Annotated in this window: 24 protein-coding genes; 1 reads left to right on the plus strand and 23 read right to left on the minus strand. The window is 41.9% G+C overall.

From position 1 onward, the window contains the following. Window positions 1-3: 3 nt before the first annotated feature. The 23 genes from FN831_RS07710 to FN831_RS07820 form a co-directional block, all read right to left on the minus strand. Window positions 4-1,470, minus strand: coding sequence for a complex I subunit 4 family protein (locus FN831_RS07710; protein ID WP_142527620.1), 1,467 nt, complete (start codon window positions 1,468-1,470; stop codon window positions 4-6). A gap of 21 nt (window positions 1,471-1,491) precedes the next feature. Further along, window positions 1,492-3,384, minus strand: coding sequence for an NADH-quinone oxidoreductase subunit L (nuoL, locus tag FN831_RS07715; RefSeq protein WP_142527621.1), 1,893 nt, complete (start codon window positions 3,382-3,384; stop codon window positions 1,492-1,494). Between the two features lie 21 nt (window positions 3,385-3,405). Next, entirely contained in the window at window positions 3,406-3,735 is a 330-nt protein-coding gene (gene nuoK / locus FN831_RS07720) for an NADH-quinone oxidoreductase subunit NuoK (protein ID WP_090558106.1), read from the minus strand. Beyond that, window positions 3,735-4,232 carry an NADH-quinone oxidoreductase subunit J family protein gene (locus FN831_RS07725; RefSeq protein ID WP_142527622.1) on the minus strand — a complete coding sequence of 166 codons (498 nt, stop codon included), beginning with the start codon at window positions 4,230-4,232 and terminating at the stop codon, window positions 3,735-3,737. Before FN831_RS07725 ends, nuoK begins: the two co-directional genes overlap by 1 nt. 75 nt (window positions 4,233-4,307) lie before the next feature. Next, window positions 4,308-4,808, minus strand: coding sequence for a NuoI/complex I 23 kDa subunit family protein (locus FN831_RS07730; protein ID WP_142527623.1), 501 nt, complete (start codon window positions 4,806-4,808; stop codon window positions 4,308-4,310). A 33-nt stretch (window positions 4,809-4,841) separates the two neighbouring features. Continuing rightward, a complete protein-coding gene (gene nuoH / locus FN831_RS07735) occupies window positions 4,842-5,879 on the minus strand; it encodes an NADH-quinone oxidoreductase subunit NuoH (protein WP_142527624.1) in 1,038 nt (345 codons plus the stop codon). After that, window positions 5,879-6,883, minus strand: coding sequence for a 2Fe-2S iron-sulfur cluster-binding protein (locus FN831_RS07740; RefSeq protein ID WP_142527625.1), 1,005 nt, complete (start codon window positions 6,881-6,883; stop codon window positions 5,879-5,881). Before FN831_RS07740 ends, nuoH begins: the two co-directional genes overlap by 1 nt. A gap of 17 nt (window positions 6,884-6,900) precedes the next feature. After that, entirely contained in the window at window positions 6,901-8,268 is a 1,368-nt protein-coding gene (nuoF, locus tag FN831_RS07745) for an NADH-quinone oxidoreductase subunit NuoF (protein ID WP_142527626.1), read from the minus strand. Further along, a complete protein-coding gene (locus FN831_RS07750; protein WP_142527627.1) occupies window positions 8,268-8,780 on the minus strand; it encodes an NADH-quinone oxidoreductase subunit NuoE family protein in 513 nt (170 codons plus the stop codon). Before FN831_RS07750 ends, nuoF begins: the two co-directional genes overlap by 1 nt. Continuing rightward, a complete protein-coding gene (locus tag FN831_RS07755; RefSeq protein WP_142527628.1) occupies window positions 8,773-9,987 on the minus strand; it encodes an NADH-quinone oxidoreductase subunit D in 1,215 nt (404 codons plus the stop codon). Before FN831_RS07755 ends, FN831_RS07750 begins: the two co-directional genes overlap by 8 nt. Before the next feature lie 4 nt (window positions 9,988-9,991). After that, the gene (locus FN831_RS07760; protein WP_142527629.1) at window positions 9,992-10,492 is read right to left on the minus strand and encodes an NADH-quinone oxidoreductase subunit C; all 501 of its coding nucleotides are present in this window, start codon (window positions 10,490-10,492) and stop codon (window positions 9,992-9,994) included. Further along, the gene (locus FN831_RS07765; protein ID WP_142527630.1) at window positions 10,492-11,034 is read right to left on the minus strand and encodes an NADH-quinone oxidoreductase subunit B; all 543 of its coding nucleotides are present in this window, start codon (window positions 11,032-11,034) and stop codon (window positions 10,492-10,494) included. The genes FN831_RS07760 and FN831_RS07765 overlap by 1 nt, the downstream gene beginning before the upstream one ends. A 107-nt stretch (window positions 11,035-11,141) precedes the next feature. Beyond that, window positions 11,142-11,513 carry an NADH-quinone oxidoreductase subunit A gene (locus tag FN831_RS07770; protein WP_142527631.1) on the minus strand — a complete coding sequence of 124 codons (372 nt, stop codon included), beginning with the start codon at window positions 11,511-11,513 and terminating at the stop codon, window positions 11,142-11,144. A gap of 82 nt (window positions 11,514-11,595) precedes the next feature. Beyond that, a complete protein-coding gene (locus tag FN831_RS07775; RefSeq protein ID WP_246101417.1) occupies window positions 11,596-13,320 on the minus strand; it encodes a tetratricopeptide repeat protein in 1,725 nt (574 codons plus the stop codon). Between the two features lie 228 nt (window positions 13,321-13,548). Beyond that, window positions 13,549-14,454 carry a PstS family phosphate ABC transporter substrate-binding protein gene (locus FN831_RS07780; RefSeq protein ID WP_142527633.1) on the minus strand — a complete coding sequence of 302 codons (906 nt, stop codon included), beginning with the start codon at window positions 14,452-14,454 and terminating at the stop codon, window positions 13,549-13,551. Beyond that, a complete protein-coding gene (locus tag FN831_RS07785; RefSeq protein ID WP_142527634.1) occupies window positions 14,455-14,679 on the minus strand; it encodes a hypothetical protein in 225 nt (74 codons plus the stop codon). It abuts the gene before it with no gap. 7 nt (window positions 14,680-14,686) lie between these two features. After that, complete coding sequence (locus FN831_RS07790) at window positions 14,687-15,508, minus strand: energy transducer TonB (protein WP_142527635.1); 822 nt, start codon at window positions 15,506-15,508, stop codon at window positions 14,687-14,689. A gap of 30 nt (window positions 15,509-15,538) precedes the next feature. Beyond that, window positions 15,539-16,078, minus strand: a complete 540-nt coding sequence (locus FN831_RS07795) for an ExbD/TolR family protein (RefSeq protein WP_142527636.1) — start codon at window positions 16,076-16,078, stop codon at window positions 15,539-15,541. 11 nt (window positions 16,079-16,089) lie between these two features. Further along, window positions 16,090-16,701, minus strand: a complete 612-nt coding sequence (locus FN831_RS07800; RefSeq protein WP_142527637.1) for an ExbD/TolR family protein — start codon at window positions 16,699-16,701, stop codon at window positions 16,090-16,092. A gap of 85 nt (window positions 16,702-16,786) precedes the next feature. Continuing rightward, entirely contained in the window at window positions 16,787-17,617 is an 831-nt protein-coding gene (locus FN831_RS07805) for a MotA/TolQ/ExbB proton channel family protein (RefSeq protein ID WP_090558140.1), read from the minus strand. A gap of 293 nt (window positions 17,618-17,910) precedes the next feature. Continuing rightward, complete coding sequence (gene pckA / locus FN831_RS07810; protein WP_142527638.1) at window positions 17,911-19,515, minus strand: phosphoenolpyruvate carboxykinase (ATP); 1,605 nt, start codon at window positions 19,513-19,515, stop codon at window positions 17,911-17,913. A gap of 132 nt (window positions 19,516-19,647) precedes the next feature. Beyond that, a complete protein-coding gene (locus FN831_RS07815; RefSeq protein WP_142527639.1) occupies window positions 19,648-20,004 on the minus strand; it encodes a translation initiation factor in 357 nt (118 codons plus the stop codon). Between the two features lie 6 nt (window positions 20,005-20,010). After that, window positions 20,011-20,910 carry a diacylglycerol/lipid kinase family protein gene (locus FN831_RS07820; RefSeq protein ID WP_142527640.1) on the minus strand — a complete coding sequence of 300 codons (900 nt, stop codon included), beginning with the start codon at window positions 20,908-20,910 and terminating at the stop codon, window positions 20,011-20,013. Between the two features lie 234 nt (window positions 20,911-21,144). Here FN831_RS07820 and metK point away from each other — a divergent pair, with 234 nt between their 5' ends. Next, complete coding sequence (metK, locus tag FN831_RS07825) at window positions 21,145-22,413, plus strand: methionine adenosyltransferase (RefSeq protein WP_142527641.1); 1,269 nt, start codon at window positions 21,145-21,147, stop codon at window positions 22,411-22,413. The last annotated feature ends 62 nt before the right edge of the window (window positions 22,414-22,475 follow it).

Raw genomic sequence — 22,475 nt, forward strand, 5'->3', positions numbered from 1 at the left:
TCCTTATTTTACCGATGTTAATTTTTGATTTACCTGTTCTAATAATTGTTGTACCGAAGCCTCTGATAAATGCAGAATTGGTTTTGGATAAACTCCAAGCACAATGATGAGCGCACAAATGATCACTAAAACCAAAGTTTCAGTTCCCCTGATGTCTTCAAATCCAATGGTAAGCTCATTGGTTTTGCCCAGCATCACATGCTGATACATTCTTAGCATGTACACTGCGCCGAAAATGATCGTGAGTCCGGCAAAAACAACTGCCCAGATATTGAATTGATAAACACCCATCAGCAACAGGAACTCCCCGATAAAGCCATTTGTTCCTGGCAATGCCACTGTACCAAGTACAATGATTAAAAATGCAATGGCAAGTTTAGGTGCTACTTTAGCGATACCGCCGAGTTCACTGATCGTATTGGTCTTTAGCCTTGATGAGATAATATCAAGTACAAAGAATAAACCTACCACATTGATACCATGGCTGAGCATCTGGATCATTGCGCCCTGCATTCCCTGAGTATTCAGTGCGAATATGCCCGCAGAAATTAATCCAACGTGTGCAATAGATGAATAGGCAACCAGCCTCTTGGCATTTTTTTGAGTAAAGGCAATTAATGAAGCGTAAACAATCCCGATGACAGACAGCACAATTGCTGTAGTGCCCCAGTCCTGAACACCGGCGGGAACGATTGGCAATAACCATCTGATTACTCCATAAATACCCATTTTAAGCATAATACCAGACAAGAGCATGGTACCTCCCGCAGGAGCTTCTGTATAGGTATCGGGCTGCCAGGTATGAAAAGGGAAAACCGGCATTTTGATCGCAAAGGCGATAAAGAACGACCAGAATATCCAGCCCTGCTGTGCAGGATCCAGACTCAGCTGATAAAATGCCTGTATGTCAAAGTTGTGCGCAGGATTCTGCAGGTACAGGTAAATAATTCCCAGCAACATAAAAAGGGATCCACCGATCGTGTACACAAAGAATTTCATGTTTACCCTTACTCTGTCTTTTCCGCCCCAGATGGCGCAGATAAAGTATATCGGGATCAATGCTGCTTCCCATCCAATATAAAACAGAAACGCATCCATTGCGGTAAACACCACCAGCAGGCCTGCCTGCATAAATAAGATCAGCGCAAAAAATGATGCTGGTTTTTTGTAATCACTCTGATAGCTTGCCAGTATAATGATCGGGACCAATACGTTTGTTAACAACACTGTGATTAAGCTGATCCCATCAATACCTGCATGAAAGTTTATCCCGAGGCTCTGTATCCAGGGAAGATTGACCACAAACTGCTTACTTGCATCTGGTGTAAACTGACAGGCAATAGCTGCCGTAATGGCCAGTGAGGCTAAAGCAAAGACCATGGCCACATGTTTAGCGGCATTGCCGGTAAATGCTGTAATCAGCGCAGCAACTAATGGTAAAAATATAAGAAGTAGTAAAACTTGTTCCATTATGTTTTCTTGGACGATCCTTTATAGAGATAAATAAGTATACAATAACAATGAGATGATTCCAGCCACCATCATAAAAATATAGAAACCAACATTACCGGATTGCAGCAGCCTTACGCCTTTACTTGCTTCAGAGGTGCTCCATCCCAGTCCGTTCACAATGCCGTCTACGATTTTCTTGTCGAACACCCTGTAGAAAACACCGGATATCGCATCCAGAGGTCTTCTGATCACAATGTCATAGATCTCATCGATATAAAATTTATGATAGGACACTTCTGCCAGCACTGAACGTTTACTTTCATCTGCAACAGGAACGTGGTTTTGTTTCACATATTTGAAGTAAGCAATAATGATAGCGATGATGACACCGATCACAGATACAGCCATCAGCATGTATTCTGTAGCGAAATCTTCTGCTCCTGCATGATGAGGGATGACAGGCGACAGCCAGCCTGATAACCAGTGATGGCCGCCCAGCGCTTCAGGTATTCCTATGATTCCGCCTACTGCAGACAGAACAGCCAGAACGATCAGCGGGAAAGTCATGCTTGACGGAGATTCATGGATTTTCTCTTCTGCATGATGTGTGCCCCTGTAAGAACCAAAGAAAGTAAGGAAGATCATTCTGAACATATAGAAAGCTGTAAGGAATGCGGTAAATACAGCGATAGCCCACATTACTTTGTTATGCTCATATACATGCGCCAGGATTTCATCTTTGGAGAAGAAACCTGAGAAAGGAGGCAATCCTGAAATTGCGATCGTACCGATCAGCATGGTAATAAAGGTAACAGGCAGTTTTTTGCGCAGCCCGCCCATATGTCTCATATCTTGTTCGTGGTGCATTGCATGGATTACAGATCCTGCGCACAGGAATAATAAAGCTTTGAAGAACGCATGGGTAATCACATGGAAGAAAGAACCATTGTATGCTCCTACTCCTAAGCCAAGGAACATATATCCAAGCTGTGAAACAGTTGAGTAAGCCAGTACTTTTTTAATATCTGTTTGTGTCATTGCGATCACCGCGCCTAGTACTGCGGTGGCCAAACCAATAATCGCTATGACATGCTGTACAACTGGTGCAAGGTCAAATAGCACATTTGAACGTGCAATCATATAGATACCTGCCGTTACCATCGTAGCAGCATGGATCAGTGCAGAGACAGGCGTAGGCCCGGCCATTGCATCAGGCAACCACGTGAACAAAGGAATTTGTGCAGATTTACCACAGGCACCAACAAATAGCAATAAAGTGATCAGTGCAACCGTTGAATTTCCCGGAAGCATGTTGCCTGCCAGTGGAAATACCTTTGCAAACTCTACACTGCCGAAAGTGGTAAAAATAAGGAATACGGCGATCAGGAAACCTAAGTCCCCGATACGGTTCATTACAAATGCTTTTTTGGCGGCGGCGGCATAACTTGAATTGGTAAACCAGAAGCCAATGAGCAGGTAAGAACATAACCCTACGCCCTCCCATCCAATGAACATCACGATATAGTTAGATCCAAGAACCAGCAGCAGCATAAAGAAGATAAAGAGGTTCAGGTAACTGAAAAATTTGCCGAAACCCTCGTCGTCATGCATGTACCCGATAGAATAAATATGGATGAGGAAGCCGATGCCTGTAATGATCAGCAGCATGATTGCGCTCAGTGGATCAACCAGGAAAGAAAGCGGGATCTTCAACGAACCGGCACTGATCCAGTCAAACAGGAATATCTCATGCGACTTTACCGCATCACTGCCCAACGCTAAAAAGATACCGATACTTATAACAAAGGAGATGAGTATAACGCCACTTCCAATAAAACCAATCAGATTTTTAGAAAATGTATTTCTTCCCAGACCGTTGATCACAAAGCCCAACAAAGGAATTAACGGAACCAGCCAAACTAAATTTATCATTTTATAATTTATTCTTAATAATTACCACTTAAGGCGATTCAATACATTAATATCTGTAGACTGTGTATTTCTGTACACCATCACAATAATACTCAGCCCTACTGCAACTTCTGCCGCGGCAAGCGCCATGATGAAGAATACGAATACCTGTCCTGAAGGATCATTGCTGTGTACCGAAAAAGCGGTAAGTAACAAGTTGACCGCATTGAGCATCAACTCTACCGACATAAAGATCACGATAGCATTTCTGCGGGTAAGCACGCCTATAACGCCAATGGTAAAAATAATGGCACTTAACCAGATGTAATGGTTAAGCGGTACGCCCTGTAAATCCTGAGTAATGTTTCCCACTATACTTTTTCTTTTTTAGTTAACAATACGGCACCTACCATTGCTGTCAGCAAAAGAATTGAAGACAATTCAAAAGGCAGCATAAAAGGGCCAAACAATTCTTTACCCAGGTTTTTAACCAATCCCAGATTTACATTCTGCAGTACCAGCGGATCAGATGCTGCTGTAGCTTTTAGTGACCCGATCAGCGTAACCACCAGGCAGCAGCCTGCTACGATTCCTACCACTTTAACCAAACCTGATTTTAGCGGCTCATTATCCTTATTGAGGTTGAGGAGCATCAGCACAAACAGGAACAATACCATGATTGCACCCATATAAACGATGAAGTTTACCACAGCCAGAAATTGCGCATTGAGCAGGATGTAATGGACGGTGAACGTAAAAAAAGTTACGATCAGATAAAGTACGCTGTGCACAGGGTTCTTCGCGAAGATCACCATCAGTGAAAAGAAGATACTTAAGAAAGCGACCAGATAGAATACTGATGTACCCATTTATTATTTTTGTTTTAGGGCCGAAAGCGGCAAATGTATAAAATTGATATATGAGGCATACCGCCTCAGTTGCTGTTATTTCTTTACTAAAGGCTGTTCTACCAGTTTATCTTTACCATAGATAAAATCTTTGCGCAGGTAATCCGACGGTACAATAGGGCCATCCAGATAGATTGCTTCTTTAGGGCAGGCTTCTTCGCACAATCCGCAGAAAATGCAGCGAAGCATGTTGATCTCATATACGGATGCATATTTCTCTTCCCTGTACAGATCTTTCTCTTCGGGTTTACGCTCAGCAGCAATCATAGTGATAGCCTCTGCCGGGCATGATAAAGCACAAAGCCCGCATGCTGTGCATCGTTCTTTTCCGTCTTCATCCCTTTTCAGAGAATGCATTCCTCTCCAGTTGATAGACATCTCGCGCTGAACCTCCGGATACCGGATGGTAGCTTCCTTTTTGAAGAAGTGACTGATGGTAATAGATAAGCCTTTTGTCAATGCCGGCAGATAGATCCTTTCAGCAAAAGTCAGTGGCTTCTGTATTAATACTTTCTTTTTATTGGTTAATGGTTCCATTAAACCTCCTTTTATATTCCGCAGTGCGGATAGTTAAAACTTTTCGACTATTGCAATCACGATACCCGTGATGATTACGTTTGCTATTGCCAGTGGCATCAGCACTTTCCATCCCAGGTGCATCAGCTGATCATAGCGGAAACGCGGGATCGTCCACCTTACCCACATAAAGAAAAAGATGAAGGCAAAGATTTTAATAAACAGCACGGCAGTTCCGATCAGCGGCGCCAGTACCGGGCCAGCTACAGATGCAACCCAGTCCATACCCGGGTAGTTATATCCACCGAAGTATAAAGTAGACATTACTGCCGAAGACACAAATATGTTGATATATTCTGCAAAAAGGTAAAAACCTAATTTCATCGATGAATATTCTGTGTGGTAACCACCGATCAGCTCGGTTTCACATTCCGGTAAATCGAATGGTGCACGATTGGTTTCTGCAAAAGCACAAACGATGAACAGGATAAAGCCCAGCGGCTGATACAGCACATTCCAGCGCCAGCCATGCTGCTGCTCTACAATTTCTTTAAGGCTAAGCGTATTTGTTACCAGTAACAAGGCAATGATTGCCAGTCCCATTGCTACCTCATAACTGATGTTCTGCGAAGCAGCGCGGATAGCACTTAACAGGGAATATTTATTGTTGGAAGCCCAGCCTCCGATCATTACGCCGTAAACACTTAAGGATACTACGCCAAAGATGTATAATACGCCGACGTTAATATCTGTAACCTGCAGCGGGATCACCTTGCTGCCTAAAGTGATAGCGCTTCCCCATGGGATAACGGCAGTACCGATACAAGCGGTTAACATGGCTAGTCCGGGACCCACCATGAACAGCCATTTATTGGCATGTGTAGGGATAATCTCTTCTTTCATGAACATTTTCAGTCCGTCCGCCAGTGGCTGGAACATTCCTGCCGGGCCTGCACGGTCTGGTCCAAGCCGGTCCTGTAAAAATGCAGCAACTTTTCTTTCCGCATATGTAGAGTACATCGCGATCACTAAACTTATACCAAAAATGATAGCTACAAGTATAAATTTTTCTATTACAAATGTGATATCCATTAGAATTTAGCGGTTTTTTCCAATTCAACTTTGTTAGCTTCCTGTAAACGCAGGTTTTCCTGAATAACAGGCAATGGTATCATGGTTTCGTAGTGATTTGAAGAAATCACAGAAGCATCGCTGATATGTGTAGGGTGTTCAAGTACCCAGTCGTCAGTTTTCTTTTTCTCGAAACGGCAGGTATTACAGATAAACTCTTCTACCTCTCCGTAAATATCCTTGCGTGCTGTAACCCTTAAAACATCAGCGCCTTTATACCAGAGCGTAACTTTACCGCTGCAGGTAGGGCAATCTCTGTGTGCATCCACAGGCTTGGTAAACCAAACCCTGTTTTTGAACCTGAAAGTTTTGTCGGTTAATGCACCTACCGGACAAACATCAATTACATTTCCGGAGAAATCATTGTCAACTGCTGTCTGGATATAGGTAGAAATCTCAGAATGGTCTCCCCTGTTGAGGATACCGTGAACACGTTTATTGGTAATCTGATCAGCTGTAAACACACAACGGTAGCATAAAATACAGCGGTTCATGTGCAGCTGGATTTTATCACCGATATCTATTCTTTCGAAAGTACGGCGCTCAAATTCATATCTTGTTTTCTGTAATCCATGCTCATAGCCCAGGTTTTGTAAGTCGCACTCACCTGCCTGGTCACATACCGGGCAGTCCAGCGGATGGTTGATCAGCAGGATCTCTACAACCCCTGCACGCGCTTCCATCACTTCAGGAGAAGTAATGTTCTGCACTTCCATTCCGTCCATTACCGTGGTACGGCATGACGCTACCAGCTTAGGCATCGGTCTGGGGTCTTTTTCAGAACCCTTGCTAACCTTTACAATACAGGTACGGCATTTCCCGCCACTGCCTTCCAGTTTAGAATAGTAGCACATTGCAGGAGGCACAATATCCCCCCCAATCTGCCTTGCAGCATTCAGGATCGTTGTTCCGGGTTCAACTTCAACAGTTATCCCGTCTATGGTTACCTTAACTTTTTCACTCATTGTTAAAGATATTCTCGTTAGTTATCTGTAGTCACTTCTGCTTTGGCAATCGGCTCCGCATATTTAGCGATACCGTAATTGGTCTCCTGACTTTTCAGGGGCTCTCTTACATGCCATTCAAATTCGTCCCTGAAATGTCTGATTGCACTGGCAACAGGCCATGCAGCAGCATCTCCTAAAGGACAAATGGTATTTCCTTCGATCTTTCTGGAAACATCAACCAGCAGGTCGATATCGCTCATTTTTCCGTGACCGTGTTCAATTCTGTGCAATACTTTCTCCATCCATCCGGTTCCTTCACGGCATGGCGAACATTGTCCGCAACTTTCATGATGGTAAAAACGGGAGAAGTTCCAGGTATTCCTTACGATACACTGGTCTTCGTCAAAAGCAATAAAACCGCCTGAACCCATCATGGTCCCGGTAGCAAATCCGCCTTCAGAAAGTGATTCGTAACTCATCAGCCTTGGCTCACCGTTTGCCAGTTTCAGCGTCAGGTTAGCAGGCAATACCGGTACAGAAGATCCTCCAGCTACAGTAGCCTTTAATCTTTTGCCATTGGCAATCCCGCCACAGTATTCATCAGAGTAGATAAACTCTTCTACAGGCAGTCCCAGTTCAATTTCGTATACTCCCGGCTTAACCAGGTTCCCCGAAGCTGAGATCAGCTTGGTACCTGTACTGCGCCCGATACCGATTTTTGTATATTCATCGCCACCGTCGTTGATAATAGGCACAACGGCCGCAATAGATTCAACATTGTTTACTACCGTTGGACAGCCATATAATCCCGCAATAGCAGGAAAAGGAGGTTTGATCCTTGGATTGCCTCTTTTTCCTTCGAGCGACTCTAAAAGCGCAGTTTCTTCACCACAGATATAAGCCCCGCCACCCGGCTGAACGTATAACTCCAGGTCGTAACCAGTGCCCAGAATATTTTTACCCAGGAAACCTGCGGCTTTTGCCTCAGCGATCGCTCTTTCGAGGATCCTGATCTGCGGCATCATTTCTCCGCGTACATAGATATAAGACGTTTTAGCACCCAGGGCGTAACTTGCCACAATCATTCCTTCAATTAAAGCATGAGGAATATATGTCATCAGGTAACGGTCTTTAAAGGTGCCCGGCTCAGACTCATCTGCATTGCATACCAGGTAGCGTGCAACACCCTCAGGTTTTGCCAGGAAGCTCCATTTCATTCCCGTAGGAAATCCTGCCCCACCGCGGCCGCGTAAGCCAGACTTTTTAACCTCTTCAACCACTTCATCAGGAGTTAAAGTTTTTAAAGCCTTTTCTACAGCACGATAGCCGCCTTTCTGGCGGTAAACATCAAGAGTATTGATGCCTGGTACGTTTATATGTTCTAATAAGAGTTTACGTGCCATTATTTTTTGCGTAATTCTGCTATCAATGTATCAACCTTTTGCTCGTCAAGGTTTTCATAAAATGTGTATTCAGGGCCAATCTGCAATACCGGGCCAAAACCACAGGCTGCAAGACATTCTACCCCTCTCCAGCTGAACAAGCCATCTGCAGTAACTTCGCCTTCTTTTACGCCCAGTGTCTGCTCAATATGGTCCATCACCTTTTCTGCGCCAACCAGGCAGCAGGGTCCGGTACGGCACACCTCAAGTGTATATTTACCCTGAGGCTTAAGGAAGTACATGCTATAAAACGACGCAACTTCATACACCTCGATCGGCTCTATTTTAAGGTAATCTGCTACTTTATCCATGGCAGCGGCACTTAACCAGCCCAGTTCTGCCTGTACTTCATGTAGCATAGGCAATAAGGCCGACTTCTGTTTGCCTTCAGGATATCTACTCGAGATCTCATCAAACTTTGTGATCAAAGCTGGCGAAAACTCTACAGGTTGTTGTTCTTCTACTTTAAGCATCTAATTCTCCGGCAATAATATTCATACTACTCATGTTGATAATGGCATCAGATAACAGCATTCCCTCACTCATTTTTGCATACATTGAGTAATTGATAAAACTAGGCCTTCTGAAATGCAAACGGTAAGGTGTTCTTCCGCCATCATTGATCAGATAAAATCCAAGTTCACCGTTTCCGCCTTCAACAGCATGATATACCTCAGCTTTTGGTGCATCAATCTCTCCCATTACAATTTTGAAATGGTAGATCAGTGCTTCCATATTGTTATATACTTCTTCTTTGGCAGGAAGATAAAAATCAGGAACATCAGCATGGAAAACTCCGGCAGGTTCATGTTTCAGTTTCTCCATTGCCTGTTCAATCAGGCTTACGCTCTGCCACATTTCTTCATTACGCACCAGATAACGGTCGTAAATATCACCGCTGGTACCTACAGGAACTTCAAAATCGAAGTCTTCATAGGAACAGTAAGGCTCATTTACACGAACATCATAATCAACGCCTGTAGCACGCAATAATGGCCCGCTCCAGCTATAGCTTAATGCATCTTCCGGCGTAACGCAGGCAACACCTGCAGTACGGTCGATGAAAATACGGTTACGGTTAAGCAGGCTTTCAAATTCCCTGAGCGCGACAGGAAATTCTTTCAGGAACTTATTGATTTTAGCAAATGCGATATCATTGAAATCTCTTTCAAATCCACCGATACGGCCAATGTTAGTAGTTAAACGTGCACCACATACTTCTTCATAGATCTCATAGATATGTTCCCTGAACTGGAAAAGATAAAGGAAGGTAGTTGTTGCACCGGTATCCTGTGCGATGATCGTATTACAGATAATGTGATCTGAGATACGCGCCAGTTCCATGATGATGATCCTGAGATAATCAACACGTTTAGGCATTTTTATATTTAACAGTTTTTCTACCGTCATGTGCCAGCCCATGTTATTGATCGGCGATGAACAGTAGTTTAACCTGTCTGTCAGCGGGGTGATCTGGTAAAATGGCCTGTGTTCTGCGATTTTCTCAAAAGCGCGGTGGATATACCCGATTGTAGATACTCCGCTTACAATGCGCTCTCCGTCTAACTGAAGTACATTTTGAAAAACACCATGGGTAGCCGGGTGAGTTGGGCCTAAGTTTAGGGTTACCAGTTCACTCTGGGGATCGTTGTCTGTATATACTGGTTGATTGTGATTCATGTTCTTATCTACCAAAGTATTCGTCTTTTTTATCAACTCTGTTTGGATCTTCCAAAGGATATTGCTTCAGCATGGGATGTACATCAAGTTCATCCATATTTAATATTCTTCTCAGATCCGGGTGACCTTCAAATTTTACTCCGAAGAAGTCATATGTTTCTCTTTCCATCCAGTTGGCACCATTCCAGAGAACAGTAGCAGTAGGGATTGTTGGAGTATGTTCATGAATAAAAACCTTTACCCTGATCCTGATCTTATCCACCATGTTGTGCAGGTGATATACCACAGCAATATGATTTCTTTCAGGGTAATGAACAGCGGTAATGTCTGTCAGGTAATTAAATCCTGTACCGGCACTTTCCTTTAAATAACCAAGTACGCCGATAATCACATCTTTGGTTGTCTCAATGGTAAGCAAGCCATAAGGCTCGTTCACGCCGCTTATTTTGTTACCGAATTTATCGCCCAGTAATTTGATCAGATCTTCGTTGGTCATTGCAGCCATTAGTCTATTCCGTATGAAGCCAACATTTGTTTGTATTGATCAGAATGCCTTCTTCTGCCAGACTCATTCCTTACCAGCTCCTGTATCTTACCAAAACCATCTAAGATGGCCTCAGGACGCGGAGGGCAGCCAGGAACGTAAACGTCTACCGGAATAATCTCATCAATCCCCTGCAAAACAGAATAGGTATCAAAAATACCTCCGCTTGATGCACAGGCACCAACAGCCATTACCCAGCGGGGTTCTGCCATCTGAAGATAGACTTGTTTTAATACAGGGCTCATTTTCTTAGCGATAGTGCCCATTACCATTAACAAGTCTGCCTGGCGTGGAGAAAAGCTTAAACGCTCTGATCCAAAACGGCCAAGGTCGTAATGTGAACCCATGGTAGCCATAAATTCAATTCCGCAGCAGGATGTAGCAAATGGTAGGGGCCATAATGAATGGGAACGGGCAAGGCCTACAACCTTGTCTAAAGATGTGGCGAAAAACCCAGATCCTTCAATGCCCGGAGGCGCGTCTACTATATTGATGTCACTCATATCATAAAACAAAAAAGGCTCATTCCAATACAGAATGAACCACAAATCTACAATATTTAGGAGCAAAAGATATGAACGCAACCAGATTTAGAAACGATCTAAATAGTTTAGTTCCAATCGAGTGCTTTCTTTTTGAGGATATAAATAAAGCCTAATAAGAGCGTTGCCATGAAAATAAACATCTCAATCAGGCCAGACCATCCCAGATCCCTGAAGTTTACAGCCCAGGGATACATGAAAATAACCTCCACATCAAACAGGACGAACAGGATAGCAACCAGGAAATATTTAATGGAAAAGGGCTGGCGCGCATTTCCTACCACTTTTATCCCGGCTTCAAACGTGCCCAACTTATCTTTGGTTTTACGTGCAGGGCCTAAAAAGTGAGTAGCAAACAAAGTAACTACAACAAATCCTAGGGCTACAATAACCTGGAAAATAATCGGGAGAAAATCTGAAGGGAGACTTTGGGTTTCCATATAATTTGAATTTGAATACAAAAGTAACAGAAAAAGGCAGGATATCAACCCTGCCTTTTCAATTTTGTATGATTAATACTCTTTATTTCTTTTTAGGCGCTGCCTTTGCTGCCGCTTTTGGAGCTGGCGCAGTCAATGCCTTTAAGCCATTTGAAGCGTTAGTATATGAAGGGTCAATAGCTAAAGCTTTGTTGAACATGTCAGCAGCTTTAGTTTTGTCTGTGTTCATATACGCATATCCAAGGTTAGCATAAGCTTCAAGGATATTACGTTTCTCAGCCGGCTGAGTTGCCAGTTCTGGTTTTTTAACTGTAACCAGGTCTATATACTGCTGATAGAACGGAATAACTAATCCTTTAGGATTCGTCTGATCATCCATATAACGTGCTACACGACCTCTGGTGATATAAGCTAAAGTAAAATCCGGAGCAGTTCTGTTGATGAAGGCCAATGCTGAATCTGCTTCAACTAAGATTTTTTTGTCTGGATTTTGTTTTGCCTGATCAGCGATAGCATATCTGTAGTAGTTAGCAGAACCTAAATAGTAATAGTTGGTTAGTGAACCTTTACCATTTGGATTTAACTTGATAGCATTTTTATAAACATCAGCAGCCTGAGCGTACTTTTTGTTACCATATAATGCTTTACCTACATCTTCAAGGGCTTCAACGTTAGTTGAATCTTTAGCTACAGCTTTAGTGATGCTGATCAAAGCTAAACTATCCTGATTAGCCAATAACTGAGCTTTACCTAAATAAAGGTAATCGGCAGCGATTAAGCGTGTAGTATCAGAGTTTTTAGCAAAGAAATCTGTTAACAGTTTTAAACTTTCAGGGTTTTTGTTTTCAGCAGCTGAATAAGCCTGTAAACGCTGAATTACTAAAGCTTTTTGGTTGTTAGGATACAATTTAGCTAAATCTGCTGTTTCTGTTTCTAAAGCTTTGAAATCTTTAGCATAGTACAGGAACTGTGCATAACGTAATCTTGCATCAAAAGATTTATCAGTCAGGTCTAAATATTTTTTGTAGTTGGTGATAGCTTCAGTTGATTTCGCAGCAAAGTTTGCTGGTTCAAAGTTAGCCCACTGCATGTAAAGCTCAGCGATCTCACGGTAAGCAGGACCATAATTAGGATCTGCAGTGATTACTTCTTTCAATTGAGTTTCAGATTCAGGAAACGCCCTTGATTCTTTGTACATTCTACCAATCTGAACCTTTGGTCTTACCTGAGCTTCGTTCATGTTCAACGCACGCAGGTAATTGCTCAAGGCTTCAGAGTTCTTTTTCTGAGCAGCATAGAAATCGCCCAAAGCAACAAATGTTTCGGGGTCTTTATCGGCTGCATCTAACTCATCAGCTTTTTGCAGCATAGGAAGAGCAGCAGCAAAGTCAGGTTTATCCTGCTCAACATAAGCTTTACCTATGTACATATATGGAAGGTAATCCTTTTTCGAAGCAGCAGCAATTGCTTTATCAAAATCTGCCTTTGCACCAGTTGGGTTATTGGAAGCAAGTTCAGCTTTACCTAAACCAACATAATTTAATGCATATTTTGGATCAGCAGCGATTCCTTTATTAAACACTGCTTTAGCAGAATCAACATAATCATTGCGAAGATAAACATCTCCTAAACTAAAATAATTCTCTCCTTTACCGGCTTGTGAACTTACCAGTGATTTAAGCATTGATGTAGCTTTCGCATACTGCTCTGCATCAATCGCTTTCTTTGCGTCATTTAAATTTTGAGCAAAAGAGGCAGAACCCATCACTACTAAACCTAAACTTAAGGTTATTGCTTTCTTTGTCATTTTCATCTGTTCGTTGTTTGTTTTCAGTGTTTATTCCAGTTATTGGTCTTTAATACTATTAGTATGTTTCAATTGATGTCTTGCTGAATTTGAAGTTAAAGCACCTGTCAGGAACAGATCATACCGATAAAGCTAGAACTAAACTATGCAGGCTTTATAGGTTGATTGTATGCTGAAAGAACCGCATTATCAAATTATCAACACGTCAATCCGGGCTCAATATAATATTTAATTTTCACTCTTTATATTAATGTCCCTCGAGTTCATTGAATTTGGGCCAAGTCCCGACTTAAGGACGATCAGCTGGCCGCGCTGGCCTACCAACCAATTGGCAAAACCCGTGCCTAAATCGTTTTTTACCTCTGCCTTAATGATGTAAACATTTCTTAAGAAAGGATATACTCCGTCAATCAGATTTTTTTGGGCAGGCTTGTAAAAGCCATCATCTCCCTTTTTACCTTTAACATTCTTAACAGCCAGTATTTTAACCTGCGTTGTAAAATCGAAGCTGTCTTTCTGCCCGTTGAGCAGCCAGTTCACTCCCACTATTCCAATATAGTTTTTGTGCTCTGCAACGTATTTTATAACGTCATTGTTACTGCTTAAAGTATAAATGCCCGATTTTGGAAGCTCTTTTATCTGTGCAAGTTCTTTGAAATAACGAAGTGTACTGGAATTTGCATTATCAAAGACAAGGTTAATTCCCCCCGGATTACTGCCTTTCATCAACGCGATCACTTCATCAGCCGTGATCGTAGAATCAGGATTATCGTTGCCGGTAATCAGGGCTATGCCGTCAATGGCAAACCTGGAAGTAGAAATGCGGACATCACGTCTGGCAAAAGCTTTCTCTTCGTCGGGAGTTAGCACACGTGAAAGCACTGCCGCACGTACACTGTCCTTTAGAAATGCCGGCAGGATCTTATTTTCACTGCCCTGGACCAGATCGAATTTAGTATCAGGATAATCAACCCTGAATACCTGTATCTGATCTGCAAGCACCGATGAGAAGCTCTCATCCACAATCATTTTGAGCGTGCCGGATGTACGGGTTTCTTCAACAGGTTCTTTTGCAGTCTTCGGCTTGCATGCTGCAAACAAAATTACCGGAAGCAGAAAGAATAACTTGTTCATTTAATTGTCTTTTTGATTGATTAAACGGTAAAATCTTATTCCCGCATAAACGATAAGCAGGCCGCCAAACATTATCCTGTAGGTTGGCTTAATGTCAAAAGGGATGTCTTTCCAAAAGATCAGATATACTCCGAGCGCCAGATACATGGCAAACATGACAAGGCCTAAAATGAACAGAAATCGCTGTTGAGGCGATTTCTGTTTAAATGTATTGAAGTTTAACATTGTAATGTTAGTTAGATAATGTAAAGCTGATAGGGATGTTATACTTAACCCTTACCGGCTTACCATTCTGGATACCAGGAGTCCATTTCGGACTTGCCTTTAATACCCTTACGGCTTCTTCATCAGTACCACCGCCTAATTTACGTTCTACTTTGATGTCAGTTAAGCGACCGTCTTTCTCTACTACGAAAGAACAGAATACTTTACCCTGGATATTGTTTTCCTGAGCCATAGGAGGATATCTGATCGCTTTACCTAAGTAAGCGTAAAACTTATCCATACCTCCAGGGAAACCTGGCTGAGTTTCAATACTCACGAAGTCATATACTTTAGTATCTTCCACCACTGCAGCCTGTTTAGGGCCTTCACCTACCGGACCAACTACAACGATGTCCGCACCTGGATCACCTTCGATAGTTTTTTGTCCCGGGTCAGCTGCCTTTAACTGCTCAACCTGTGGAGGATCTTCATCTCTTACCTGATCATCCGGTTTTACAATCGGAGGAGGGAATTTGATCTGATCCGTCTTTGGTGGCGGTGGCTCAACTGGTGGCGGTGGTGGTGTTTTAGGGTCCACTGGTGGAGGTGGAGCCATGACAACTTCAGTTTGTTTCACGATCTCTTCTTCCGGCATCTGACCTTTGATCAAATCAACGATCTTAGGTAAAAAGAAAAGAAATATGAAGACTGCCGATGCCAAAAATAACGCCTTGGTTGTATTTGCACCATTATCCTTACGCAGCTCATAAGCTCCGTATGATTTGTTCTTTTTAGCAAATACAACATCAAGCCATTCTTTGTCAAATAAATCTATTTTAGAACCGAACATTGCTTGTTATTTAAATTGTTAATAATTGTATTATAAAATACCTTGTTGTTTCATGAAAGCTTTCTCATTATCAAGGATATTCTCATCATCAATCGCCGGGGCAGTTTTAATGCCTGTGATTAACAATTCATCCATGATGTCAACAAAGTTCTTATAATTAGCACCAGAAGTAGGTTTGATTACCATTACGATATCCTTACCAGTACTTTCTTTTACTTTTTTCTTGTTGTCCAGGATAGTCTGTCTGATCTGACTGAAACTCTGAATTTCCGGGGCTGTTTTACCAGCTTCGCCCATGTACCATGCAACTTTATTATTTTTACCTAATAAAATCGTCATTGTCTGAGACGCCCTTAGTTCTAATTTTGTTTCGTTCTTATCGTCCTTATCCGGCTTAGCGATATCCATCGCCTGTGGTTTACTCAGCGTGGTGGTCAACATGAAGAAGGTAATCAATAAGAAGGCTAAATCAACCATCGCGGTTAAATCTACTTTCGTAGATGCTTTCTTACTCCTGACCTTGCCTCCTCCTTTTTTGCCACCCCCGCTGGAGGTATCTAATTCTGCCATGTTAGTATTAGTTATTTACCGCCTTCAGCAGTAGTGATTAAACTAAATTTATTAATTTTTTGTTTCTGAAGAATGTCAACGATCTTCTTAACTGCCGGATAATCTTCAGCAGCGTCACCTTTGATACTGACACGCATAGATTCAGAGTGCAGCTCAGCAACGGATTTACGTGTATTCAGGATCCAGTCAGCCAGCTGATTGTTTAACGAATCTGCAGGAATACCACTTTCAATACCAGATTTTTTTCTTTCACCAGCATCCATCGCGATGAACTTTTTAAGGTTCTGGATAGGCACACCAAAAGATGCTACCACGCTAAAGCGTTTTCGCTCCTCTGGCGTAAAACTGATCTTGTACTGCTCTCCCATTTTATCAAGAGTCGCAGCTCTGATATCAGGACCAGCAGTTTCAAAAAACACTTTGCCGCTTCCTATCGTTAATATAGCGATATCCTTCTCAGGAACTTTGAGCTTATATGTCGAGGATGGTACTTTAACATCCAAGGGATCCGGTTGTTTTGCAGTTGCTGATAAAATGAAGTAAGTAAGCAACAGGAAAGACACGTCGCACATGGCGGTCATATCGATCGAGGTACTTTTTCTTGCAACTTTTGCTCTTGCCATAATTTTAAAATTACTTATGTTTTATATAATGATGTTAATTCTTCCGGTTTTCCATAAAGCCGGTAAAAAAAAATAACATTATTTTCTATTTATGCGTAGAAGCATAAGTTTGGATGATGCTAAAACCAGCTTCATCAATTGCATAAGTTAATTTATCAATTTTAGAAGTCAGGATGTTGTACATGATAATCGCTGTAGTTGAAGTACCGATACCTGTTGCAGTATTGATAAGTGCTTCAGAGATACCTGTTGCCAACGCTGCTGAATCTGGTGAACCAGCTGCACCTAAACCACCGAAGGCCTTGATCATACCTGTTACTGTTCCTAATAATCCCATCAAAGTACCTACTGATACCAATGTTGCGATTACAGTTAAGTTTTGCTCTAACATTGGCATTTCCAAAGTAGTAGCTTCTTCGATATCTTTCTGGATAGCAAGACATTTCTGATCAGTATCCATGTTAGCTTCAACTTCCATCTCACGGTATTTTTTCAGACCAGATTTGATTACGTTAGCTACTGAACCTTTTTGTTTATCACATTCTGCGATTGCAGCTTCGATATTATTTGAATTTAAAAGAGCTTGTACTTTTTTAACAAAAGCATCCAAACCTGATGTACCTGTTGCTTTTCCGATTACGATAAAACGTTCTACTGAGAAAACGATTACCATCAAAAGCATACCCATTAAGATTGGAACGATCACTCCACCTTTGTAAGCCATACCAGCATAGTTACCCGTTTTTGGAAGATTTTCAACGTTGTTATCGATGAAGTTGTTTGCATCTCCCAGAACAAATTTATAAAGGAGGATTCCGATAATAATACAAATAGGAATGGTTAATGTAGCGAATAGATTTGAAGCTGATGATGAGCCTTCTTGTTTAACTGTTGTTGGTTTTGGTGCGTTTGCCATTTTTTTTTAGTTTTTGAGTTTTTAGTACTTGTTTTTTAAAGATTTTTTAAATGTAGATTATTATTCCGTAATACACACAACGACAAATAGAATCAAATGTTGCAATAAACAAATTTATAACTTTGATTTAAATTCCAAATTAAATTATCGTTATCAGCTAAAATAGATTATTCGTAACCAAATTCTCTTTGCAGTAGTGTATATTAAAAAAGATTGCCTCGTTTGGGAGACAATCTTTCACAATGAAAACTAAAAAAAAATTGAAATGCAAATTTTTCCCTAAAAAAATTGATTTAAAACGTGTTTTCCACAACTTTTGGGATTGATTCCCATATTTCCCCAGTGACCAACTCCCCAAACTGCCCAAAATTTTCAATAAACGCTTTGGCCAGTTCATTTGTTTTAAGATCATATTTATTTTTATCCGCCCAGGTATTTCTTGGATTTAGGATTTCTGAAGGAACACCGGGACAGGCTTCGGGCATCAGCAATCCGAAAACCGGATGTTCAGTAAATTTCGCACCGGCTAATTTTCCGCCCAGCACTGCAGTGATCAGTGCCCGGGTATAACTTAATTTCATCCGTTGTCCTTCTCCGTAAGCCCCGCCGCTCCAGCCGGTGTTTACCAGCCAGACATTGACCTGGTGCTTATCCATCTTTTCGCCCAGCAGCGCAGCATATTTTGCCGGGTGCAGCGGCAGGAAGGCTTTTCCGAAACAAGCTGAAAAAGTTACCTGCGGTTCAGTTACGCCTGCCTCAGTACCTGCAACCTTGGCTGTATAACCTGAGATAAAGTGAAACATAGCCTGTCCCCGGGTTAATCTGGAAAGCGGCGGCAACACCCCAAAAGCATCTGCAGTAAGAAAGAAAATATTCTTCGGAACGGCTGCGATAGACGGTACGGCGGCATTATTTATATAATGTATGGGATAAGCTACCCTTGTATTTTCAGTTTTTTCAATATTTGAATAATCTACCTCCCTGGTATGCGGAAAATAATTAATATTCTCCAGCAATGCCCCATATTTTACTGCTGCATAGATCTCAGGTTCTTTTTCGGGCGTCAGATCAACACACTTGGCATAACAGCCGCCCTCAAAATTAAAAACACTCTGGTCTCCCCAGCCATGTTCATCATCTCCGATCAGGTTCCTCTCCGGATCTGCAGATAATGTAGTTTTACCTGTACCGGAAAGGCCAAAGAAGATTGCAGTATCGCCTTTTGCCCCTACATTGGCCGAGCAGTGCATAGACAAAGTATGGTGCTGTTCCGGCAGGATAAAGTTCAGGACAGAGAAAATTCCTTTTTTAATTTCACCGGTATATCCTGTGCCCCCGATCAGGATTATCTTTCTTGAAAAATTTAAAATAGAAAAATTAGCCTGCTGGGTACCATCGATGCCGGGATCAGCAAAGAAATCCGGTGCGGCAATGATCGTCCATTCCGGATGCTGAAGTGCATCTGCCTTTTCAGGCCTCAGGAATAAATTGCAGGCAAAAAGATTTTGGTATGCAGTTTCAGTGATTACCCTGATCCCTGTCTGATATTGCTTATCCGCACAGGCATAGGCATCCCTTACATAAAATTTGTTTTGATTGAGGTGCGCACATACTTTTTGCAGCAATCTATCGAAATCTGCAGGGCTAAAGCGGATGTTGATCTCTCCCCACCACACTGCATCACGGGTAATATCGTCAAGAACAATAAACCTGTCTTTAGGAGAACGTCCTGTAAATTTACCTGTATCTACGGCTAAAGCCCCTGTAGAAGTGAGCGTACCCTCGCCGTTCCTCACAGCCTCCTCTATCAGCTGAGGCACGCTGAGCTGATACAACGCGTGATCATTACCCAGATTTAACCATGAAAGGTCTGGCCCGGGCATTAAAACTTTGTTCATAACAAGAATATTTGGTATGACAAAGCTAAGCAGATATTTATTGAAAAATTATCATTTTAAATGAAAATTTTTAATATTGTAGCATTTACACTATCAAATAATACACTATATATCAATAACTTAATACTAATTTTAGCCGCCTGATTTTTTTACTTTAAATCCTTCTTTTTGCAAAATCAACATTACTTTATCTCTAAAATCTCCCTGAATGATGATCTCTCCATCCTTGGCGCCCCCTCCTACCCCACACTTTGTTTTCAGCATTTTAGCCAGGGTCTCCAGCGCCGCTTCCGTTCCGCGGTATCCGGTGATGAGTGTAACAGCCTTTCCGCCCCTGTTCTTACGGTCGAGGGTCACCCTGAGGTCCTGCTGGTTGTTTGCCACAGCTTCTTCAGCAGGTTCCTGCTCCTGCTCATAATTAAATGAAGGATCGGTAGAATACATGATTCCGCCAAGGTCGCTGAGTAATTTTTTCTTTGGGTTGCTCATATTCGTTTAGCTGATGGCAGCGTTGTCTGCCGGTATAATAACATTGAGTGATAAGGGCGAGATAGACACGGCAATGTCCCTTCCCATAAAAAAGGGTTCTCCGTCAATATGTATGGCCGCATCCTCTGCCCGGGTAATCTGTATATCCTTCCCCCTGATAATCTCAACCATATCAGACTGGTCTGTGCTCGCATTCAACATATGATACGCCAGCAAAGGAATCTTGTATAGCGGAAATGATTTGATGATACAAACGTCGAGCAAGCCATCTGTTACTGATGCCTGGGGCGAAACATGTGCGTTGTTCCCATACTGTGATGAGTTGGCAACACTCACTACAAACGCAGTCCGCGTATATCCTTCACCGTCTATCAGCAAATGATATTTTTCAGGTTTGTAATTAATCATTTCTTTGAGCCCAAGTTTAATATAGCCTGAAAGACCTCTCTTTTTATTGCCTACAAACACAGAGCTGATGTGCGCATCAAATCCCATTCCTGCCATATTAAAGAAAAACTTATCATTAAAGGTTCCGGTATCTATCTTTACTACATTCAGGCCATTGATCACCTGAATCGATTTTGCGGTATTCATCGGGATCTTCAGAAATCTTGCCAGTCCATTTCCCGAACCAAAAGGAATGATCCCAAGAATCTTTTGCTGCTGCATTACTTTTGTTGCAATCTCATTGATCGTACCATCACCGCCTACCGCTACAATAATGTCAAAATTCTTGTTGGCTGCTTCCTCCGCAATTTCGGCCGCATGTCCCACATATTCTGTAAAGCTATAATTCGGATTAAATTTGGAGCGGTCCAGGTTTGCATCAATGATCGCTGGTATCTTTAATTTGTCCTTGCCACCAGATATAGGATTGATAATAAATAGAATGTTTGACTTTGCCAAAGGGGTATGAATTAAATTCGAGTACAAAATAATTGATATTTTTTGACTAATTTGAATATATATAGTAATTTTGCAATCCTAAGGTGGACTGATTTGCGATGTTATGTATACATAACGGGATTGCAACCACGTAAAAAAAAGTGCTAACCATTCATACACTTCCTTTTACTGCCTGTTTTTGCAGGGTCATTATCCATTTTATATAATTGTTGATTATAAAATTAATTATTTAAAATGTCGTATTTATTTACATCAGAATCTGTCTCTGAAGGTCATCCGGATAAAGTAGCAGATCAAATTTCAGATGCACTAATTGATAATTTCTTAGCGTTTGACCCCGAATCCAAAGTTGCATGTGAAACATTAGTAACAACCGGACAGGTTTTCCTGGCGGGAGAGGTTAAATCGAAAGCCTATCTTGACGTTCAAAAAATTGCCAGGGAAGTAATCAGCAAAATTGGTTATACCAAAGGCGAATACATGTTCGACAGCAATTCATGCAGCGTATTATCTGCTATCCATGAGCAGTCGCCTGACATTAATCAGGGTGTTGACAAAGCTGACAAAACTACTCAGGGCGCAGGCGACCAGGGTATGATGTTCGGATATGCAACAATCGAAACTGACAATTTCATGCCTTTAGCGCTCGACCTTGCACATAAGATCCTGATCGAACTGGCTGCTATCCGCCGTGAAGACAGCGAAATTAAATATTTACGCCCTGATGCCAAGTCTCAGGTAACGTTGGAATATAATGACAACAATGAGCCGGTAAGGATTGATTCGATTGTTGTTTCTACACAGCATGATGATTTTGATGAAGAGCAGACTATGCTTAAAAAAATCAAAGACGATATTATTAACATCCTTATTCCACGTGTTTCAAGCCAATATCCGCAGTTTGCACACTTGTTTAACAAGGATATCAAATATCATATCAACCCAACGGGTAAGTTTGTGATTGGCGGCCCGCATGGAGATACTGGCCTGACAGGCAGAAAGATCATTGTTGATACCTACGGTGGTAAAGGTGCCCACGGTGGTGGTGCGTTCTCAGGAAAAGACCCATCTAAAGTTGACCGTTCTGCAGCTTATGCAACAAGACACATCGCTAAAAACTTAGTTGCAGGTGGTGTTGCCGACGAAGTTCTGGTACAGGTTTCTTACGCAATCGGTGTTGCACAGCCAATGGGTATTTACGTAAATACTTACGGAACTGCGAAAGTTAAGGATGCTGAAGGCAAAACACTAACTGACGGCGCTATCGCCAAAGAAGTGGAAAAAATCTTCGACATGACTCCTTATGGTATCGAAACCAGATTAAAACTGCGTAACCCGATCTATTCTGAGACTGCTGCTTATGGTCACTTCGGTAAGAAAAACGAGGTGGTGACGAAAGTATTCAAAGCTTCTAACGGCGAAGAGTCTTCTGTTGAAGTTGAATTGTTTACCTGGGAAAAATTAGACCATGTAGATGCTGTTAAAGCGGCATTTTCTCTATAAACTATTTAAACAGGTGATATAAAAATCACCTTTTATAAGGCTGTATCGTTTTGAACGAATAC

Origin of the sequence: Pedobacter westerhofensis (assembly GCF_900182595.1) — a bacterium.
Taxonomy (GTDB): Bacteria; Bacteroidota; Bacteroidia; order Sphingobacteriales; family Sphingobacteriaceae; genus Pedobacter; species Pedobacter westerhofensis.

Coding starts and splice junctions, on each gene's coding strand:
- FN831_RS07770 (WP_142527631.1), bottom strand. CDS start 11,513: ATGGAAACCCAAAGTCTCCCTTCAGATTTTCTCCCGATTATTTTCCAG.
- nuoH (WP_142527624.1), bottom strand. CDS start 5,879: ATGGATATCACATTTGTAATAGAAAAATTTATACTTGTAGCTATCATT.
- FN831_RS07805 (WP_090558140.1), bottom strand. CDS start 17,617: ATGGCAAACGCACCAAAACCAACAACAGTTAAACAAGAAGGCTCATCA.
- metK (WP_142527641.1), top strand. CDS start 21,145: ATGTCGTATTTATTTACATCAGAATCTGTCTCTGAAGGTCATCCGGAT.
- FN831_RS07785 (WP_142527634.1), bottom strand. CDS start 14,679: ATGTTAAACTTCAATACATTTAAACAGAAATCGCCTCAACAGCGATTT.
- FN831_RS07790 (WP_142527635.1), bottom strand. CDS start 15,508: ATGTTCGGTTCTAAAATAGATTTATTTGACAAAGAATGGCTTGATGTT.
- FN831_RS07775 (WP_246101417.1), bottom strand. CDS start 13,320: ATGACAAAGAAAGCAATAACCTTAAGTTTAGGTTTAGTAGTGATGGGT.
- FN831_RS07755 (WP_142527628.1), bottom strand. CDS start 9,987: ATGAATCACAATCAACCAGTATATACAGACAACGATCCCCAGAGTGAA.
- FN831_RS07730 (WP_142527623.1), bottom strand. CDS start 4,808: ATGGAACCATTAACCAATAAAAAGAAAGTATTAATACAGAAGCCACTG.
- FN831_RS07710 (WP_142527620.1), bottom strand. CDS start 1,470: ATGGAACAAGTTTTACTACTTCTTATATTTTTACCATTAGTTGCTGCG.
- FN831_RS07740 (WP_142527625.1), bottom strand. CDS start 6,883: ATGAGTGAAAAAGTTAAGGTAACCATAGACGGGATAACTGTTGAAGTT.
- pckA (WP_142527638.1), bottom strand. CDS start 19,515: ATGAACAAAGTTTTAATGCCCGGGCCAGACCTTTCATGGTTAAATCTG.
- FN831_RS07780 (WP_142527633.1), bottom strand. CDS start 14,454: ATGAACAAGTTATTCTTTCTGCTTCCGGTAATTTTGTTTGCAGCATGC.
- FN831_RS07815 (WP_142527639.1), bottom strand. CDS start 20,004: ATGAGCAACCCAAAGAAAAAATTACTCAGCGACCTTGGCGGAATCATG.
- FN831_RS07795 (WP_142527636.1), bottom strand. CDS start 16,078: ATGGCAGAATTAGATACCTCCAGCGGGGGTGGCAAAAAAGGAGGAGGC.
- FN831_RS07760 (WP_142527629.1), bottom strand. CDS start 10,492: ATGGCTGCAATGACCAACGAAGATCTGATCAAATTACTGGGCGATAAA.
- FN831_RS07765 (WP_142527630.1), bottom strand. CDS start 11,034: ATGAGTGACATCAATATAGTAGACGCGCCTCCGGGCATTGAAGGATCT.
- FN831_RS07800 (WP_142527637.1), bottom strand. CDS start 16,701: ATGGCAAGAGCAAAAGTTGCAAGAAAAAGTACCTCGATCGATATGACC.
- nuoL (WP_142527621.1), bottom strand. CDS start 3,384: ATGATAAATTTAGTTTGGCTGGTTCCGTTAATTCCTTTGTTGGGCTTT.
- FN831_RS07725 (WP_142527622.1), bottom strand. CDS start 4,232: ATGGGTACATCAGTATTCTATCTGGTCGCTTTCTTAAGTATCTTCTTT.
- FN831_RS07750 (WP_142527627.1), bottom strand. CDS start 8,780: ATGCTTAAAGTAGAAGAACAACAACCTGTAGAGTTTTCGCCAGCTTTG.
- nuoF (WP_142527626.1), bottom strand. CDS start 8,268: ATGGCACGTAAACTCTTATTAGAACATATAAACGTACCAGGCATCAAT.